This is a genomic window from Methylobacterium sp. 17Sr1-1, from assembly GCF_003173775.1.
GTDB lineage: Bacteria > Pseudomonadota > Alphaproteobacteria > Rhizobiales > Beijerinckiaceae > Methylobacterium.
Map to the genome: position 1 here is coordinate 1,016,169 of NZ_CP029552.1, position 16,492 is coordinate 1,032,660.

The following is a 16,492-nucleotide window of genomic DNA, read 5'->3' on the forward strand; positions in this document are numbered from 1 at the left end:
AGGGAAGGCACTCAGCGATCGCCACTGAGCCGCTTCAGTCCTGCGGAAACAGGATCGCGTCGTAGTCCTGCGCTCCGTTAAGGATGTGCAGCACCTCGATCACCGCAGCCCGCTCATCGACGCAGTAGAAAATCAGGTAGTCCCGATGCGGGCGGCGGATGCCGGTGCCCCTGGTTCCATACGCCTCCCTTACGCGAATGGGCGCGGAGATTGTAGCGCAACCTGCGAAGCTTGAAGGCTCAGTGTCGGGCTTCGAGCAGCAGTCTGACGACCCGGACCGAACGTCCGTAACCGGCGCATGGCCGACTTGGAGGAATAGAAATTATTTCCCAATAACAAACTCTGGCGATTCCGTTTAACGGAAAAGGACACTGCCTTGACATTGGCTGGCCACTCAACGGCCATCAAGCTCTTGAACGTCCTGGCAGGCCGTCGCTGTTTTTGGCGAGCCAGGCCGGCAAGGACATCCTTCAGCTGCTGCGCTGATCGACGTGGACGATAGCAGCAGAGCCTTCTGGGGCTTTGCTGCCGCCATGAGTGGCGAGCGCACGGAGATGTCGAGGGCTCGCAGCGAGCAGCATCACAAGGGGTCAGTTCACCCCATGCCCAGCGAAGGGTAGGGCGGTTAGCGCTCAAGCGCCAGGAGCGTCGTGCAGCGTGTTCGATGGCCTGCCAGATGCAAGGGCGCTGCTGCGTGGATCCGGCGGACCTCAGGCATTCTGAGCCCAGCACGACACTTTCAGCTCTCGTGGGGCAGCTTTGCTAGGAGCGTGCCTCTTGGGCCTAGCCGGATATGGCCCCAATCGGACCCCCGATCCGCCGCCATCGAGATACCTGATGGAGTGGGGAGCAGTTCGCTGGTTGCGAGGGACCGTCCGATTTGGAGGTGGGAAGCAGAACCCGACTGCCCTGGACAAGGTGTCACCGAACTCGGCCGTAGGTTAGCTTGCTGAGGTCAGCGGCAGGCTCATTCCAGCCTGAGAAGGGAAGGTCTGAGTAGGAGCGACCACAATGCGGTTACGGCCGGCGGTCTTGGCGCGGTAGAGCGCCTGATCGGCCTCGACATACAGCGCCTGAAACGACTGGTTCGGTCTGCGTGTCGCAACCCCGGCCGAGATCGTGATCGATACGATCGTCGAGCCGACATGGACCGCCGTCCGGGCTATCGTTTCCCGGAAGATGTCGAGCTGGCGAAGCAGGCTGTCCTTATCGCAGTCATTGGAGATCAACGCGAACTCTTCGCCTCCAAGACGGCCGATCCGACCGATCGCGCCGAGCTCGCGCTGCATGATGTCGGCAACGGCACGAATGACGTGATCGCCCACGAGATGGCCGTGCCGGTCGTTGACCGATTTGAAGTGATCGATATCGACGATCAGCAGTGCCATTAGCGTCGAACGATCCTCCACCCCTTCGAGCAGGGCTCGGCGGTTCAACAACCCGGTTAACGGGTCGGTCTGGCTAGCCTGAAAGAGAGTGAGATGCGCTTTGCCGATTGCGCGCGTGGCCGGTGCTGCAACGACGATTACGACAAGAACGGTGATCACCCACGAACGGAAAGCAGATGGCCAGTCCTGAAAGAACACAAGCTGTTGAATGATATCAAGTGCGAGTGCAACGCTGATGCAGAATGAAGTGGTCCGGATCGTATATATAACCAAAGATCTCGCTCCGTCGCGATGCGAATCTTCCGAAGCAGGTTGAATGTGAGAGGCATATCGAAACAACAAGGGCAGAGCGGTACGTGCATGCTGATCTAACAAGGCCGTTTAAAGCGAAGCATAAGATTTAGCGTGAAGGAGATATAAATCTCCGGTCCTCAAGGATCGTTTGGCCGCCGCAGCGATACAAGGTGCTCGTGGCTGGGCTGTGCCGCCGCCCTGTCCCCAATCCAGTGCGTCGACACGGTACCGTGAATAGGCCAGGGATTGCGCGAGGCCTGCACGGCGCAATTGCACCGGGGTAGCGGACGCGTGGTATCTCGGGTCACCGCCAAGGCTATTCGTTCGTGCCTTCGAGGAGCAGGCTTAGATTTTGCCCGTTCATTATTCGCTGACGATATCTTGAGATCCGGTTGCGATTGCCACCACCTGGGCAGGGACTGGTAAGGTCTAACGGGGCAGGTGAGGGCCCGCGAGTTGAGGCCTGGAGTGAGCGGAGCACTGCCCACTGCTTCTCCTCGCGGAGGATAGCGGTCGCCCGATGTCTGGAATCCCTTGCCGCGAGCGTCTCGAAGAAGAGCGTTTGAATGCTCTTCAGACCCTCAACCTCCTCGACACGCCGCCGAGCGAGAGCTTTGACCGCATCACGCGGATGGCCAGCCAGATCTTCAACCTGCCCATCGCCGCGGTATCGCTGACAGATCGTGATCGGCAATGGTTCAAGTCGCGTGTCGGCGTCGACCACCATTCCATCCCACGCGACAAGGCGCCATGCGCGCAGGTGGCCGAGAGCTCCGACGTTCTGGTCATCCCCGATTTCGCGCAGGATGCCTGCTACGCCGAAAGCTTGCTCGGTCGCTCCGGCATCCGCTTCTATGCCGGCGCGCCGCTGGTCACACGCGAGGGCTACGGTCTCGGTGCCCTGTGCGTGCTGGGAACCGAACCGCGCACGATCGCCGCCTTCGAGATGACCGCCCTTAAGGATCTAGCCGCCATTGTCATGGCGCAAATCGAGTTGCAGCACGCTTTCGGCCGGGTTGACCCCTTGAGTGGGTTGCCCACCCGGAACCAGTTCCTGGACGACTTGGCCGATCTTGCAGCCGAGCATCCGCACGAGACGAGGCTCGCCGTGCTCGTAGATCTCGCTCGACCCGAGCAGATCAGCGCTTACTCCCGCGTCATGGGCCCAGATCGCGTCGACGATCTGGTGCGAGATGCCGCCCGGGAATTGCGGCGGCTCGTAGGCATGGATCGTAGGGTCTACCACACGGCGGCCACGCAGTTCGCCTTCCTGGCAGCCCCGGACGTCGAGCAGGACGACTACTTTCATCGACTGACCGACGGGCATCGCTCGGCACGCCAGCGTTCGATGACCGGCATGCTCCTGACCAGTGCCATCGGTGTGAGCGTGTTCAAGCCATCCGAGATGGCACCGCAGGACGTGCTGCGCTCCCTCTACAGCGCGGTCCAGGACGCGCGCGCGTCGTCTGATCTCGTCGGCGTCTACTCGTCCGCGGCCGACGAAGCCTACAAGCGCCGGTACCGGCTGCTCCAGGATTTTGGTCCTGCCCTCCGGGCTGACAACCAGTTGCGCCTCGTCTTCCAGCCGCGCATCGACTTGTCTACGGGGCGATGCGTCGGGGCGGAGGCGCTACTTCGCTGGGACCATCCGTGCCTGGGTCCTGTAGCCCCCGGCGAGTTCGTGCCCGTCATCGAACACTCGCCCAATGCACAAGCCATGACCGCTTTCGTCCTGGACCGAGCGGTCGCACAGGCACGCCGCTGGCAAGAAGACGGGCACAGGCTTGTCATGTCGGTCAACGTCTCGGCTGCCAATCTCCACGAGGCGACCTTCAGCGGCTCGGTCGAGGCCGCTCTCCGGCGCCACGGCCTTGCTCCGGAGCGGCTGGAACTAGAGGTGACCGAGAGTGCGATCATGCAGGATGCCGAACAGGCGCGGCGTCAGCTAGAAGCGCTTGCCGCAGCGGGAATTCGTTTGGCCATCGACGATTTTGGCACCGGCTACAGCAGCCTCGCCTATCTCCAAAACATCCCGGCTCACGTCGTGAAGATCGACCAGAGTTTCGTGCGCAAGCTTGGGGACGGTGAGCGGGAGCAGTCGCTGGTCCGCTCGATGATCAGCCTCTCGCACGAACTCGGCTACCGGGTGGTCGCGGAGGGCATCGAGACAGCCGCGGCAGCCGACCAGCTCCGGGGAATGGCCTGCGACGAAGCGCAGGGCTATCACTTCGCCCGCCCGCTGGAGATCAGCACGTTCGCGTCCTGGCTCCGGGAACATCAACAGGACACCTCGCACGAGGCGGCGCTTGCCGGCTGAGCCGCTGCCTATCGGGCGCGTGCATTCCGCCAACGTCACGCGTTCGATGCGGACGGACTTGTCCGGCTGACGGCAGTCGACGTGCGCAACGGAGCGATCGTTTGCTTGGCCACGGATGCGCTGACCTGGCCTTGCGCACCTCATGATACATGCCGCACAACTCTAGATGCCCGCTAATATAATTCGAGGATTTTCGAGGTGCGCCTAGATCGACATTGAAATTTCGCTCATTTACTAACGTTTAAGCCTGACGCCGATAATTCTGTGCTTGCAATCAGCTTTACGCCGGGTGCTGCGTTCTTGATCTGACAGGATCGAGCCGCATGATGGCGTCCGCCTGTCGCAGCAGGCCCCGATCCGACGCGGGGCGAACCATGACAGGCATCCATGATCTCCCGCATTGGCAACCGCATCCAGCTCATCACTGTGACTGCCCTGGTCGGCATGACCCTGCTCATTGGCTTAGCCGCTTGGGATCTCTCGCGGTCCGTTACCGACGCACGCGAGATCCAGACGCGCAACCTCGTTGAGACCGCCCACAGCATGCTCGGGTATTTCGAGAGGGAGGAGCGCTCAGGCCGCATGAGCCGTGACGCCGCGCAGCGGGCCGCCATCGCGGCGGTTCGGGAGCTGCACTACGCGGGTACAGAGTATTTCTGGATCCAAGACATGCAGCCGCGCATGGTCTTCCACCCCAAAGCGGAGCTGATCGGCCGTGACGTCGGCGCGATGACCGATCCGAACGGGAAACAGCTTTTCTCCGAGATGATCGCGCAGGTGAAGCGGTCGGGCGCCGGCTTCGTTCCCTATATGTGGTCGAAGCCCGGCGCCGATATCCCAGTTGCCAAGATCTCATACGTGCAGGGCTTCGCACCCTGGGGCTGGATCATTGGATCGGGCATCTACGCCGACGATACGGCATCTCAATTGCAACCGACTTTGATCCGGCTGTTTGGCAGTGCCGCCGTTGTGGCCTGTGTCCTCGCTGTTCTGGCGATGCTAATCGGACGGGGGGTTACGCGTCCGCTTCGCGCTCTGACCGAGGTCATGGAAGGGCTCGCCTCAGGCGATCTCGCTCGTTCGGTGCCGCGGTCTACACGAGCCGACGAGATCGCGCGTATGATCAGTGCGGTTCGGGTGTTCAAGGACAACCTTATCCGCACGCGTACACTGGAGGAAGAGAACGCACAGGCGCGGCTTGCTGCCGAGGAGCAACGTAAGGCGGGCATGCGGCAGATGGCCGACGGCTTCGAGGCTGCGGTCGGCAGCATCATCGGCATGGTCTCTTCCGCGGCGACAGAGTTGCAGGCCACCGCCAAAACCATGACGGCCACAGCCAACGAGACGGCGAGCCAGTCCAACAGCGTGGCGGCGGCTGCAGAAGACGCGGCCTCCAACGTCAGTACAGTCGCGGCCGCGGCCGAAGAACTTGGTTCGTCCGTTCAGGAGATCGGCCGGCAGGTCAACGGCTCGGCTCAGCTCGCCCAGGCTGCGGTGGACGAGGCGGCTCAGACGACCGAACTCGTGCAGGAACTCAGCGGGGCGGTGGCCAAGATCGGCGATGTGGTCACGATGATTTCAACCATCGCCGGGCAGACCAACCTGCTAGCCTTGAACGCCACAATCGAGGCGGCACGCGCTGGCGAGGCCGGTCGAGGGTTTGCGGTCGTCGCTAGTGAGGTAAAGGCGCTGGCCAGGCAGACGGCGCGGGCTACTGAAGAGATCGCAGGTCAGATCGCCCGGATACAAGGCTCCACGGGTCAAGCTGTGTCGACCATCAGCTCGATTGCCGTGCGAATTCGGGAGATCAGCGGAGTGAGCACCACCATCGCTGCAGCGGTGGAGGAGCAGGGTGCGGCCACGCATGAGATTGTGCGCAACGTGGCACAGGCTGCGATGGGCACCACCGCTGTGACGGGCAACATCGTGGGTATGGCCAGTGCGGCTGAAGAGACGGGTGCAGCTGCTCGTCAGGTTCTCGGGGCAGCTTCAGAGCTATCGCACCAGTCCGAACACCTTGCTGCCGAGGTTGGGCGTTTTCTCGCAACGGTCCGAGCAGCCTGAGATCCAGCGTTTGGGCCCATCATCAAGCGCTACCCGGAAGACTGGCCCACCTGGCTAATCCGGTGGCGAGCACGGGCGGCTGATCAACGCGGACGTCAGCAACGACGCTCTCCGAGGCTTCGCTGCTGCCATGAGCTGCGGGCGCAGGGAGTTGTCGGGGGCGCTCTCAGCGCGCGGCCTCCCAGGGGCCAGTTCGCTCCCACGCCCGGCGTGGGGGAGGGCAGGCAGCGCTCGCGAGCCAGGAGCGTCATACAGCGCGTTCGAGGGGCGTCCTGCTGCTGGCAGAGCTCACAATCGTCATACAAAATTTAACTCATATACCCTCCAGTCGGTTTGGAGAGGTCCTAATGCAAGCAATATTAACGTGCATTACCCAGAACCATGACGAGAAAATTTTGTTTCTCGCCGCGGTCGTCTGCGCGATCGGCATATACGCCTCGTCAGCAATCGCGTTGCATGCTGCCCGATCCGAGGGTCTAGCGCGACGTCACTGGGCCCTCGCCAGCATTGTCGCTTCTGGCTGTACCGCGTGGGCGACACACATGATCGCCCTGCTCGCGTTCAAGCCTGGCATGGCAGCCGGCTTCGAGCCTCTTCTCACCGCCCTATCCCTCCTTCTGGTGATTACCGGCATCGGCGCTGGTGTCTGGCTCTCTCTCGGTGAGCGCCGCCGGACGCGCCGTTTCGCTGCCGGCGTGATCCTCGGGCTCGGCATCACAATCCTGCACTATGTCGGGCAGGCCTCCTATCGAGTGACCGGACAGGTTGCGTGGGACATGCGCCTCGTCTCCAGCTCAATCGTGGTCAGCCTGCTCCTGTCCGGGGCAGCACTGGTGGCCGCCGGGGAGCGAGGCCGCCTTTGGCGCCGCAGCACCGCACCGCTGCTGCTTGCGTCGATCACCATCCTGCATCTCGGCGGGATGACGGCGTTGACCTTGGCTTACGATCCGCGGATCCCACTGCCGGTCACCGCGATCGCCCCCTCGACTATTGCCCCGATCATCGCGACCGTTTCGATCGGGCTGCTGATGCTCGCCGTCCTCGGCCTGCGCATGACCCTGAATGCGCGGGCTCAGCTACGCCGGGACCGTGAGCGTTTGCGCGAACTCGCCAGTCTCGCACTCGAAGGGCTCGCGGTCTGCGAGGACGGCACGATCACCACCGCCAATCGCAGCCTCGAGCTTCTGTCGGGCCTGTCCCAGGTGGAGCTGATCGGCTGCAGCATCGCCCGCTTGCTGCCGGGCCTTGTCCTCGCCGAGTTGCCGGAGCAGGAGGAGCGGGATGCAGAGCTGATTGATGCGGGCGGCCAGGGCGTACCTGTCCGGGTCCTGCGTAAGGACATCGCAATTGGCCACAAGCGCCAGACCGTCGTCGCCTTCCGCGACCAGCGCGAGCGCCTGCGCTCGGAGGCGCGGCTGCGGACCCTAGCCTTCACGGATGTTGTGACGGGTCTGGCCAACCGGGCGCGGTTCGGCGACGTGCTAATGCACCACGCCACGGCCCTTCAGGGGCGGGACGGCACGGGCATTGCCGTGCTGATGCTCGACCTCGACCGGTTCAAGGCCGTCAACGACACGCTGGGACACGGGATGGGGGATGCGCTCCTACGCAAGGTCGCGACCCGCTTGCAATCGATCGTTGGCGAGGCGGATGTCGTTGCCCGCTTCGGCGGCGACGAGTTCGCCGTGCTGCTGCTCGGGGTTACGCAGGACGGCCATTCCCGGAATGTGGCCGCGCGCATCGTCGAAGCGATCGGCCGCCCCTTCCTCCTCGACGGGCAGCTCGTCCATGTCGGTGCCAGCGTTGGCATCGCGACCACGCTCGCGGGCGCGAGCGGACCCGAAGAGCTGCTGCGCAACGCCGATCTCGCCCTCTACAAGGCCAAGGAAGAGGGGCGGGGCACCTTCCGGATGTTCGAGCCAGCCATGGCGGAGCGGATGCAGGCCCGCAGCCGGATGGAGGCCGACCTGCGCCGGGCCCTGAGCGCCGGCGAATTCGAGCTGCACTTCCAGCCCCTCGTCGATGTTCGGACCGGGGCGGTGACGGCAGCCGAGGCACTGGTTCGCTGGCGCCACCCCGAGCAGGGCCTGGTCTCACCGGCGGACTTTATCCCCCTCGCCGAGGAGACCGGGCTCATCGTCCCGCTCGGCGCCTGGGTGCTGCGCACGGCTTGCCTCCAGGCCAAGTCTTGGCCGCAGACGATCAAGGTTGCCGTGAACCTGTCCCCGGTGCAATTCCGCGACGATCGGCTGCCCGAGGCGGTGGCCGAGACCCTGCGGGCGACAGGCCTGGAGGCCGACCGGCTCGAACTCGAGATCACCGAGGGGGTCCTGCTCGATGATGAGGAGCGCACGATGGCAATGCTGACCCGGCTCCGGACCATCGGCGTCGGCCTCGCGATGGACGATTTCGGGACGGGTTACTCCTCGCTCAGCTACCTGCGCCGGTTCCCCTTCTCGAAGATCAAGATCGACCGCTCCTTCGTCCGTCTTCTGCCCGACGATGCGGAGAGTGCCGCGATCATCCGGGCTATCATCACCATGGGGGCGGGCCTCGGCATGGTGACGACGGTGGAGGGAGTGGAGACCGCAGAGCAGTACGCCTTCGTAGCGGCCGAGCGCTGCGGGCAGGTGCAAGGCTACCACGTGAGCCGACCGCTCCCCGGCCCAACGTTCCTAGGCTACGTAACTGGTATGGAGGCAGCAGCCTGAGCGAAACACAATTCGAGACGCGTCACCGCCGGGCCATTCACAGAAGTCCTCGCTGAGTGGGTTTGATGGCGAGGAGCCTGTCTCCGGCGAGGGCTTCTCGGATTGCGCGCAGCGGTCCGGGGGCATCTCTCACGAAGTGGAGCATGGCCGCCTCCACGCCGCGCACATAACGCTCGATCAACGATGATTTTTAGGGGCTGCTCGGGCGGCCGACCGTCACCTGTTCCGCGACACCCTCAGTCTTGCCGCTCAAGCCTGGTACCTCGTCGAGCTGCCGCAGGCTGGTGAACCGCCCGCGCTCCGCGCGGTAGCGCACGATCTCGAACCCGTGACCTTTGAGCACCGGCACGCTGTCCAGCTCCTCGGCGGTGGCTGCGTTCAGGTCGATCACCCGCGTTACTCCTTCTCAATCTTCACGTAGCAGCTGGGGCTTCTGCCCATCCGGCAGGATCTCGTTGAGGTGCGCGCGGACCACCTTGGCCGAGAAGGGCTTGTTGATAAACACAGCACCGTCCGGCATGTCGCCAGGAGCGGGGTAGGCCCGCCCGGAGGCCACGACGATCGAGATGTGCGACCAAAGGTCGGCGGTCTCACGCGCGACGGCATAGCCGTCACGGGAGCCCGGCATTTGCACATCGGTAAATAGCAGGGCGATCGTGGCGTGCTTCTCTGCCAGCAGGGCTATCGCCTCATCGCCGGTGCTGGCTTCCAAGGTCTGAAACCCGGCATCCTCAAGGATGTCCGCTGCCGTCATACGAACCAGAGCATCATCATCGACCACGAGGGCGTAAGGTGCGGACGTGGCAGGTGGCTGGGTCATCGCTCGATAAGCGCCATGCCACGTTAAAGATCCACCCAAAAGGGATCGGGGCCTATTTGGTTGGGGAAAATTCTATCGCAGCATCCGGTTCCGTTGCCTTGCCGCTAATTTTCTGAGCAACAAATCCATCATTTGATAGTTCTAGCTCGGGCTTATGGGCATCCTGAGCCATCGGAGGCCACAAGGAGAGGCGTAGCGCTTTGCCGGATCGTTTTGAGCAAAATCGTATCGATACTGAGATCGGTCGCACTGATCCCAGCAACGATCCGTTTGCGTCCGCTGTGCGGGCCACCCGAATGCCGATGCTCATTACCGATCCACACAAACCCGATAATCCCATCGTTTTCGTCAATGACGCCTTTTACAAACTGACCGGTTATACGCGCGAGGAAGTTCTTGGGCAAAACTGTCGATTTCTGCAAGGCCCAGACACTGACCGCGCCGATGTCGCCAAGCTGCGTGGTGCCATCGAGCGTCAAACCACGATTGAGCTTGAACTTCTCAACTATAAGAAGAACGGCGAGACGTTCTGGAACCGGCTACTGATTTCTCCGGTATTCGACCAGGATGGGGAAATCACCTTCTTTTTTGCCTCGCAGTTTGATGTGACCCTTGAGCGAGAAAAGCTGACCCGCATCCAACGTGATCGGGATGCCCTGGAACAGGAGGTCGAGCGGCGCACCCGCGACCTGAGGCTGAGCGAGGAACGCTTGAGCTTCACTTACCAGGCAGCTCGCCTCGGTTCATGGACCCTAGAGCTGGCCGACATGCGCCTGCTGTCGTCGGATGGTTGCAAAGCCGCCTTTGGTCGCCGCGCCAACGAGCTGATCACCTATCAGGACGTGTTGGAAGCGATCCTGCCGGAGGATCGCGACCGGATGCAAACGGCGATACAAACCGCGATCGAGACGCGCACCGACTATGAAGTCGAGTACCGCGTGCGTCATCCGAACGGCGACGTGCGCTGGGTGCAGGCCCGGGGACGCGCTTCCTATACTGCGGATGGCAAGCCCCTGAGCATGGCGGGGGTCACAATCGACGTGACGGACCGCAAACGAGGGGACGAACATCGGGCGCTGCTGGCCGCTGAGCTGAACCACCGGGTCAAGAACTCGATGGCGACGATGCAATCCATCGCAAGCCAGACCCTACGCGGTGCGGCGTCGCTTGAGGAGGCGGAGCGGACGCTCAACGCCCGGCTGCAATCCCTGTCGGCTGCCCATGATGTGCTGACGCGCGAGAGCTGGGCAGGTGCGACGCTCGAGGAGATCGCAGAGGGGGCGTTGCAACCGTTCCGCAACGGAACGGGCACGCGGTTCAAGATTGGCGGCCCGCCCGTGCGTCTGTCGCCGCGCCAGGCATTGGCATTCGTGATGGCGCTGCATGAACTGGCTACCAACGCCGTGAAGTACGGCGCACTGTCCAACGACAAGGGCCGGGTTATGCTCAACTGGGATATCGTGGACGGATCGAAACCCGACCGTCTGTGGCTGCGCTGGGAAGAAATTGGCGGTCCGGCCGTTACGCCGCCGCAGCGGCGTGGGTTCGGTTCGCGGATGATCGAGCGAGCGCTCGCGGCAGAGCTGGAAGGCACGGCTGAGATTGACTACCGCCCGCGTGGCCTGGTGTGCACGGTGGAAGCGCCGCTACCGGACAATGCTGGGCCCGTTCAGAGCTAACCGGTACAGCTCGGATCCGAACCGGATATATGAACCGGGCAAGTGCCTCGAATAGCGCCGCTCCGGAAGCGGTGCGAAAATTATGAGTTTTCCACCAAGCAGATGCACCTGCGTCCATACGCCAAGCTTATGTGCTCAGCACCCGGATTTAATTTCCAGACACGCTAACCTTGCAGGTTTAAGTGGCTGGAAAACCGTCGTTTTTCATACAAGTGCGCGCGTGTAGTGGAATGAACGATCGGGGTCAAGCATGGCCGGCCGGCTCCGAGGCCTGCCCGAGGGTGGGCCGGGGCTTCCTGGGGCTGAGGCCTCGCAGGATCCGTAGAGCCCGCGCCCCGTACTGCAGCCCGGCGAGCAGCACCTGCGCCCCGCGGATGTGCCGCGGCAGCGCGCTTGGGCTTAGCGGCCGCGCGGACAGGAGCGGGCTCTCCGCCTTGATCGCTGCCAACCGGGCGCCGAGGGTCGGGAGCGCCGCGATGCGGCGGGCCGCATCCGCCCCGATCTGCAGCCAAGGTGCCCACAGCCCGGTGCGGTCGAGCCGCCCGGCCGCGTGCAGGCGCCGGAGCCGCCGCTGCCAAGCGAAGCGGAACAGGGCGCGCCAAAGCGGTTCGAGGCGCGGGTCGCACGGGCCCTCGGGAACCTCGCAGCGCCGGCGCATCGTATCGGCTGCGCCCCCAGGGGCACGGCCGTCGAGCCTGCCCGAGGTGACGACCACAATGTCGGGAGCGTGGCGCACCCGGGCATCGGCCGCCAACAGCGCCGCGACAAAGGCCCGGTCCTCGCCGAGCAGGATCGCCGGCATGCCACCGGCCGCGCGGTAGGCCGACAGGCGGACCGCTAGGGTCGCGCCCGAGCGGGTGGCATGCCGCGGCCAGGGATCGTGCGCGACCGGATCGATCTGCGCTTCGATGGCGATCAGGGCGGCCTCGTAGGCGCCCTCCAGCCGGCCGCGGGCGTGGAGCGCCTCCGGCAGGCATGCGGCCTCCGCCGCGTCGAGGGCGATGGTGCCGGCCACCGCGTCGGCGCCCTGCGCCAGGGCCGCGAGGTTGCGCGCCACCCAGTCAGGCGGCACCCGGCTGTCGGCATCGGTGGTGAGGATCACCCCTTCCAGCGCCGTCTCCTCGTCCAAGCTTTCGTCGAGCCAGGCCGCGGCCGCCTCCATCGCTTCCCGCCGAGCCCAGCCGGCATGCGCCCCAGCAAATTCGCGTTCGATCACCCGTACCTGCACCCGCAGGACAGGCGTTAGCTCCGCTACAGCCTCCGCTGTGCCGTCGGTGCAGTTGTTGAGGAAGAGGACGATCCCTAGGGCTTCCGGTTCGATCTCTTCCTGAACAGCCAGCGCATGTAGGCAGGCGCCGATCCTATCGAGCTCGTTGCGGACCGGCACAGCGATGACGCAGTGCGGCGCAAGGGGATTTGGCTCCTGAAGCTGATCTCCGCTCTGGTCCTGACCCTCTGTGTCTGTCACGCGCCGTCTCCCAATGGCCGATCCCGTCGCACTGGCGGCCCTTGGAAACTCACATATGTCATACCCCACCCCAGTTCTCTGGGGTGCGGCCTAATCGATCCCAAAATTCTGAAAGGCTCGTATGCAGCCCACAACGAGCCTTCTGGCCCTGAACTTCGCCCTGGCAGGCGCGCGGGAGGGCTTTGGCCCGTTCCTCGGCGTCTACCTGCAGCAGCAGGGCTTCGCCCCCGCCGCAACCGGTCTCGCTATGGGGCTCGCAGGCCTCGCTGGGCTTCTGGCGACGACGCCTGTCGGAGCGCTCATCGACCGCACCCGTGCCAAGCGCGGTCTGCTTGCCGGCGCAGTCGGGGCTCTCGCCCTCGGAGCCGTCGCCCTCGTGGCGACGAAAAGCCTGTGGCTGATCGCGCTGTCGCAGCTCGTCATCGGGATCGCCGACAGCAGCATCGCCCCGCTGGTGGCCGCCTTGACTCTCGGGCTTGTGGGCCAGGCTGCCTACGGTCGGCAGGTCTCGCGCAATGAGGCATTCAACCACGCCGGCAACGCCGCCAATGCAGCGCTCGCTGGCCTCCTTGGATACACCTGCGGCCTCAGCTACGTCGCGATCGCCATCGTGGCGATGGCAGTGGCCTCGTGTGGTGTGCTCCTCACCTTCGACGCGACGCAGATAGACCATAATGCAGCGCGGGGCGGTGAGCAGGATGAACGCTCGACTTTCCGAGTGCTGTTCGAGACGCGGCCACTTCTCCTGCTGGCAGCTAGTGCATTGACTCATTCGGATAGTGCAGCTTTGCCATTGACGGCATCGAGGATGGCCGTGGCCGGCTTGGTCCAGACGAAGGGCTTCGGCCTGTCGTTGTGCTCGGCGATGTAGCGGTTGATCGCTGCTTGCAGGTCGACGATCCCGCTGAAGCTGCCCCGTTTCAGCCTTCGCCGGGTCAGGGCGGAGAAGAAGCCCTCGACCGCGTTCATCCACGAGGCCGAGGTCGGGGTGAAGTGGAAGATCCAGCGCGGATGCCGGGCCAGCCAGGCTCGCACCTTCGGGTGCTTGTGGGTGGCATAGTTGTCCAGGATCACATGGATCAGTTTGCCGGCCGGCACCGCGGCCTCGATGGTGTTGAGGAAGCGCAGGAACTCGTCGTGGCGGTGACGCTGCATGCAGCGGCCGATCACGGTACCCTCCAGCACGTTGAGCGCGGCAAACAGCGTCGTAGTGCCGTGACGGACGTAGTCGTGGGTCTGGGTCTCGGGGCGACCTGGCATGAGCGATCGGCTCGGACGGGTGCGCTCCAGGGCCTGGATCTGGCTCTTCTCGTCGAGCGAGAGCACGACGGCGTGGCGCGGCGGGTCCATGTACAGGCCGACGATGTCCTCGACCTTCTCGGCGAAGGCCGGATCGTTCGAGCGCTTGAAGCTGCGCACCCGATGCGGCTGGAGGCGATGGGCATCCCAGATACGCTGGACGGACCGCAGCGAGATCCCGACGGCTTGCGCCAGGGCGCGGCCGGTCCAGTGGGTGACCTCACCGGGCGGCTCGGAGCAGGTCAGCGCCAGCACCTCGGCGACGGTGTCGGTGGAGTGGGGCGGCTTGCCGGGCGGACGGGTCTTGTCGCGCAACAGTCCCTCGACGCCTTCTTCGGCGTAGCGCTGTTGCCAGCGCCACACCGCGGGTCGGCTGACGCCGGCCTGCTGGGCGACGTCGAGGACGGAGAGGCGTTCGGCCGAGAGCAGGACGATGCGGGCGCGCTGAATATGCTTGAGGGGCCGCGCCCGATCGGCGACGATGGCGGACAGGTCCGCCAAGTCGGCGGCGCTGGGGATCACGCAGACAGTCTGAGCCATACCTCAGACTCGCATACCTCACGCCTGCCGTGAATCCTCTGAATGCGTCAATGCACTAGCGTGCTGGCATTCCAGACAGCCAACGGTGCGATGTTGCCGTTCCTCGCCCAAGCCCGCACCGCCGCTGGCGCCGACCCCAGCATCACCACCGGCGTCATGACCGTTGTGGCGCAGGCTACGATGGTCGTGGCCGCTCTGGCATCCGCTCGCCTTGCCAAAGGGCGCGGGCACGCGGGGGTTCTGGCGCTGGCTCTCGCGCTCGTGGCGGTACGCGGTGGCCTGGCCGCCTTTGCTGTTTCCTGGTGGCTGGTCATCCCGGTCCAAGTATTGGAGGGTCTCGCGATGGGCCTCGCTGGCGTCGCCATCCCCGCCCTTGTCGCAGAGATCATGGAAGGAACCGGCCACGCCAATGCCGGGCTGGGCGGGGTTATGACGGCCTACGGCGCCGGCGCTGCATTGAGCCCAGCGCTTGCCGGCTTTGTCGCTCAATACCTTGGCTTCATGGCCTCGTTCCTCGTCCTCGCAGCTGTTGCTGGCATCGGGCTCCTGCTGTGGACAGCTGGTCGGCGCCTGCCAGGCATGCACCTGTCCAGTCGTCAGAATAAGACGGCGGGAGAGGTTGCCTGATGGGGATCACCGAACGATGGCGGGGCGAGACCGCGGCTAAAGGGACTGAGCACAGCACACTCCTGCGCAGCTCGTTCCCGGCCTTTGTATGCCTGCAGGGGGCCCTCTACGCTGCCTATGGCATCGAGTCGCCCTTCCTGCCGAGTTTCCTTGGCGAGCGGGGGCTGTCGTCTGGCGAGATTGGCCTCGTGCTCGCGGCCGGCACCCTGGTGCGTCTCGCAGCCGGGCCAGTCGCGGGTCACATCGCAGACCGCTACGCGGCCACGCGCCTTGTCCTCGGCTTCGCAGCCGCAGCGGCAGGTGTGATCTCCTTCGGCTACCTCGCGGCGCATAGCTTCTGGACGCTACTCGCCGTCAGCATGGCCCACTCCGTCGCCATCGCAGCATTGGCACCCCTCGCTGACGCGCTCGCCCTGACGGCCGCCGAACGCGAACGGAGTTTTTCGTATGGTTGGGTGCGGGGCGCGGGCTCGGCGGCGTTCGTTATCGGCACGCTCGCGGCCGGACAGCTCGTTGGTGCGCTAGGTCTCGCCAGCATCATCCTGGCGAGCGGGCTGATGTTCCTCGCCATGGCTGCGGCCACCAGCCGTGTGCCGGCGGCGCCCGCGCGGCGCGAGGCCCCAATCGAGGGATTGGCTGGGGTGAGAACGCTGCTGGCGCAACCGCTCTTCCGAAGGCTCTTGCTAGTGGCAGCTCTCGTGATCGGCAGCCATGCCCTGAACGACGGCTTCGCGGTGATCCTCTGGCGCGAGGCGGGCATTGGCGTGGGCACGATCAGCCTGCTCTGGTCTGAGAGCGTCGCTTCCGAAGTTGTCGTGTTCGTGCTCGCCGGCCCCTGGCTTCTGAAGAGGTTTAGCCCAGCTCAGGCCGCTCTGCTGGCCGCCTTGCTCGGGATCCTACGCTGGGTCGTGATGGCCACCACGGTCGCGGTTCCAGTGCTCGCCGTAAGCCAGCTCACACACGGCTTGACTTTCGCGCTGCTGCACCTCGCGAACATGCGGTTGATCGGCGAGATGGTACCCGATCATCTCTCTGCCACTGCGCAGACTCTCTACGGCACGCTTGGCCTTGGCGTCGCCTCCGCAGTGCTAACCGGCATATCCGGCCTTCTCTATGGTTGGCTGGGCGCAGGAGCGTTTTGGGTCATGGCCGGGCTCTGCTGCCTGGCCCTGCCTCTCGCGCCAGGCCTTCGTCGCAAAGGAGCTTAGTGGCGTCCCAATGCAAGGTTGCCCGGCCGATCATAGCTGCGTCGGACCGGGCGTTCGTTACGGACGATGCCACCGCC

12 protein-coding genes are annotated in these 16,492 nt (G+C 64.5%); 7 read left to right on the forward strand and 5 right to left on the reverse strand.

The features are described 5' to 3' along the window. Positions 1-941: 941 nt before the first annotated feature. Complete coding sequence (locus DK412_RS04595) at positions 942-1,661, reverse strand: GGDEF domain-containing protein (protein ID WP_162596100.1); 720 nt, start codon at positions 1,659-1,661, stop codon at positions 942-944. Positions 1,662-2,202: 541 nt separating this feature from the next. Between DK412_RS04595 and DK412_RS04600 the strand changes: the two genes are divergently transcribed. The 3 genes from DK412_RS04600 to DK412_RS04610 all read left to right on the forward strand — a co-directional run bounded on the left by DK412_RS04600 (position 2,203) and on the right by DK412_RS04610 (position 8,774). Beyond that, positions 2,203-3,999 (forward strand): EAL domain-containing protein, encoded by a 1,797-nt coding sequence (locus tag DK412_RS04600; RefSeq protein WP_109970989.1) that lies wholly within the window; start codon positions 2,203-2,205, stop codon positions 3,997-3,999. Between the two features lie 387 nt (positions 4,000-4,386). After that, entirely contained in the window at positions 4,387-6,063 is a 1,677-nt protein-coding gene (locus DK412_RS04605) for a methyl-accepting chemotaxis protein (RefSeq protein WP_109970990.1), read from the forward strand. Between the two features lie 347 nt (positions 6,064-6,410). Continuing rightward, a complete protein-coding gene (locus tag DK412_RS04610; protein ID WP_109970991.1) occupies positions 6,411-8,774 on the forward strand; it encodes an EAL domain-containing protein in 2,364 nt (787 codons plus the stop codon). A gap of 190 nt (positions 8,775-8,964) precedes the next feature. Here DK412_RS04610 and DK412_RS04615 read toward each other — a convergent pair whose 3' ends face one another. Further along, positions 8,965-9,165: a helix-hairpin-helix domain-containing protein gene (locus DK412_RS04615; RefSeq protein ID WP_109970992.1), complete on the reverse strand. Its 201-nt coding sequence runs from the start codon at positions 9,163-9,165 to the stop codon at positions 8,965-8,967. 15 nt (positions 9,166-9,180) lie between these two features. After that, the gene (locus tag DK412_RS04620; RefSeq protein ID WP_204165496.1) at positions 9,181-9,594 is read right to left on the reverse strand and encodes a response regulator; all 414 of its coding nucleotides are present in this window, start codon (positions 9,592-9,594) and stop codon (positions 9,181-9,183) included. 200 nt (positions 9,595-9,794) lie between these two features. Here DK412_RS04620 and DK412_RS04625 point away from each other — a divergent pair, with 200 nt between their 5' ends. Then, the gene (locus DK412_RS04625) at positions 9,795-11,273 is read left to right on the forward strand and encodes a PAS domain-containing protein (protein ID WP_109970993.1); all 1,479 of its coding nucleotides are present in this window, start codon (positions 9,795-9,797) and stop codon (positions 11,271-11,273) included. 244 nt (positions 11,274-11,517) lie between these two features. On the opposite strand, the gene DK412_RS04630 is transcribed toward DK412_RS04625, so the two are convergent. Then, positions 11,518-12,741: a glycosyltransferase gene (locus DK412_RS04630; RefSeq protein ID WP_109970994.1), complete on the reverse strand. Its 1,224-nt coding sequence runs from the start codon at positions 12,739-12,741 to the stop codon at positions 11,518-11,520. 121 nt (positions 12,742-12,862) lie between these two features. Here DK412_RS04630 and DK412_RS04635 point away from each other — a divergent pair, with 121 nt between their 5' ends. Further along, positions 12,863-13,612, forward strand: a complete 750-nt coding sequence (locus tag DK412_RS04635) for an MFS transporter (protein WP_109970995.1) — start codon at positions 12,863-12,865, stop codon at positions 13,610-13,612. On the opposite strand, the gene DK412_RS04640 is transcribed toward DK412_RS04635, so the two are convergent. Beyond that, positions 13,510-14,580 carry an IS630 family transposase gene (locus DK412_RS04640; RefSeq protein ID WP_204165432.1) on the reverse strand — a complete coding sequence of 357 codons (1,071 nt, stop codon included), beginning with the start codon at positions 14,578-14,580 and terminating at the stop codon, positions 13,510-13,512. The genes DK412_RS04635 and DK412_RS04640 overlap by 103 nt on opposite strands. A 60-nt stretch (positions 14,581-14,640) precedes the next feature. Here DK412_RS04640 and DK412_RS04645 point away from each other — a divergent pair, with 60 nt between their 5' ends. Both DK412_RS04645 and DK412_RS04650 read left to right on the forward strand, forming a co-directional pair. After that, positions 14,641-15,207, forward strand: coding sequence for an MFS transporter (locus DK412_RS04645; RefSeq protein ID WP_162596101.1), 567 nt, complete (start codon positions 14,641-14,643; stop codon positions 15,205-15,207). Then, positions 15,207-16,415, forward strand: coding sequence for an MFS transporter (locus DK412_RS04650; RefSeq protein ID WP_109970997.1), 1,209 nt, complete (start codon positions 15,207-15,209; stop codon positions 16,413-16,415). Before DK412_RS04645 ends, DK412_RS04650 begins: the two co-directional genes overlap by 1 nt. Positions 16,416-16,492: the final 77 nt, after the last annotated feature.

Coding starts and splice junctions, on each gene's coding strand:
- DK412_RS04610 (WP_109970991.1), top strand. CDS start 6,411: ATGCAAGCAATATTAACGTGCATTACCCAGAACCATGACGAGAAAATT.
- DK412_RS04650 (WP_109970997.1), top strand. CDS start 15,207: ATGGGGATCACCGAACGATGGCGGGGCGAGACCGCGGCTAAAGGGACT.
- DK412_RS04605 (WP_109970990.1), top strand. CDS start 4,387: ATGATCTCCCGCATTGGCAACCGCATCCAGCTCATCACTGTGACTGCC.
- DK412_RS04600 (WP_109970989.1), top strand. CDS start 2,203: ATGTCTGGAATCCCTTGCCGCGAGCGTCTCGAAGAAGAGCGTTTGAAT.
- DK412_RS04620 (WP_204165496.1), bottom strand. CDS start 9,594: ATGACCCAGCCACCTGCCACGTCCGCACCTTACGCCCTCGTGGTCGAT.
- DK412_RS04640 (WP_204165432.1), bottom strand. CDS start 14,580: ATGGCTCAGACTGTCTGCGTGATCCCCAGCGCCGCCGACTTGGCGGAC.
- DK412_RS04635 (WP_109970995.1), top strand. CDS start 12,863: ATGCAGCCCACAACGAGCCTTCTGGCCCTGAACTTCGCCCTGGCAGGC.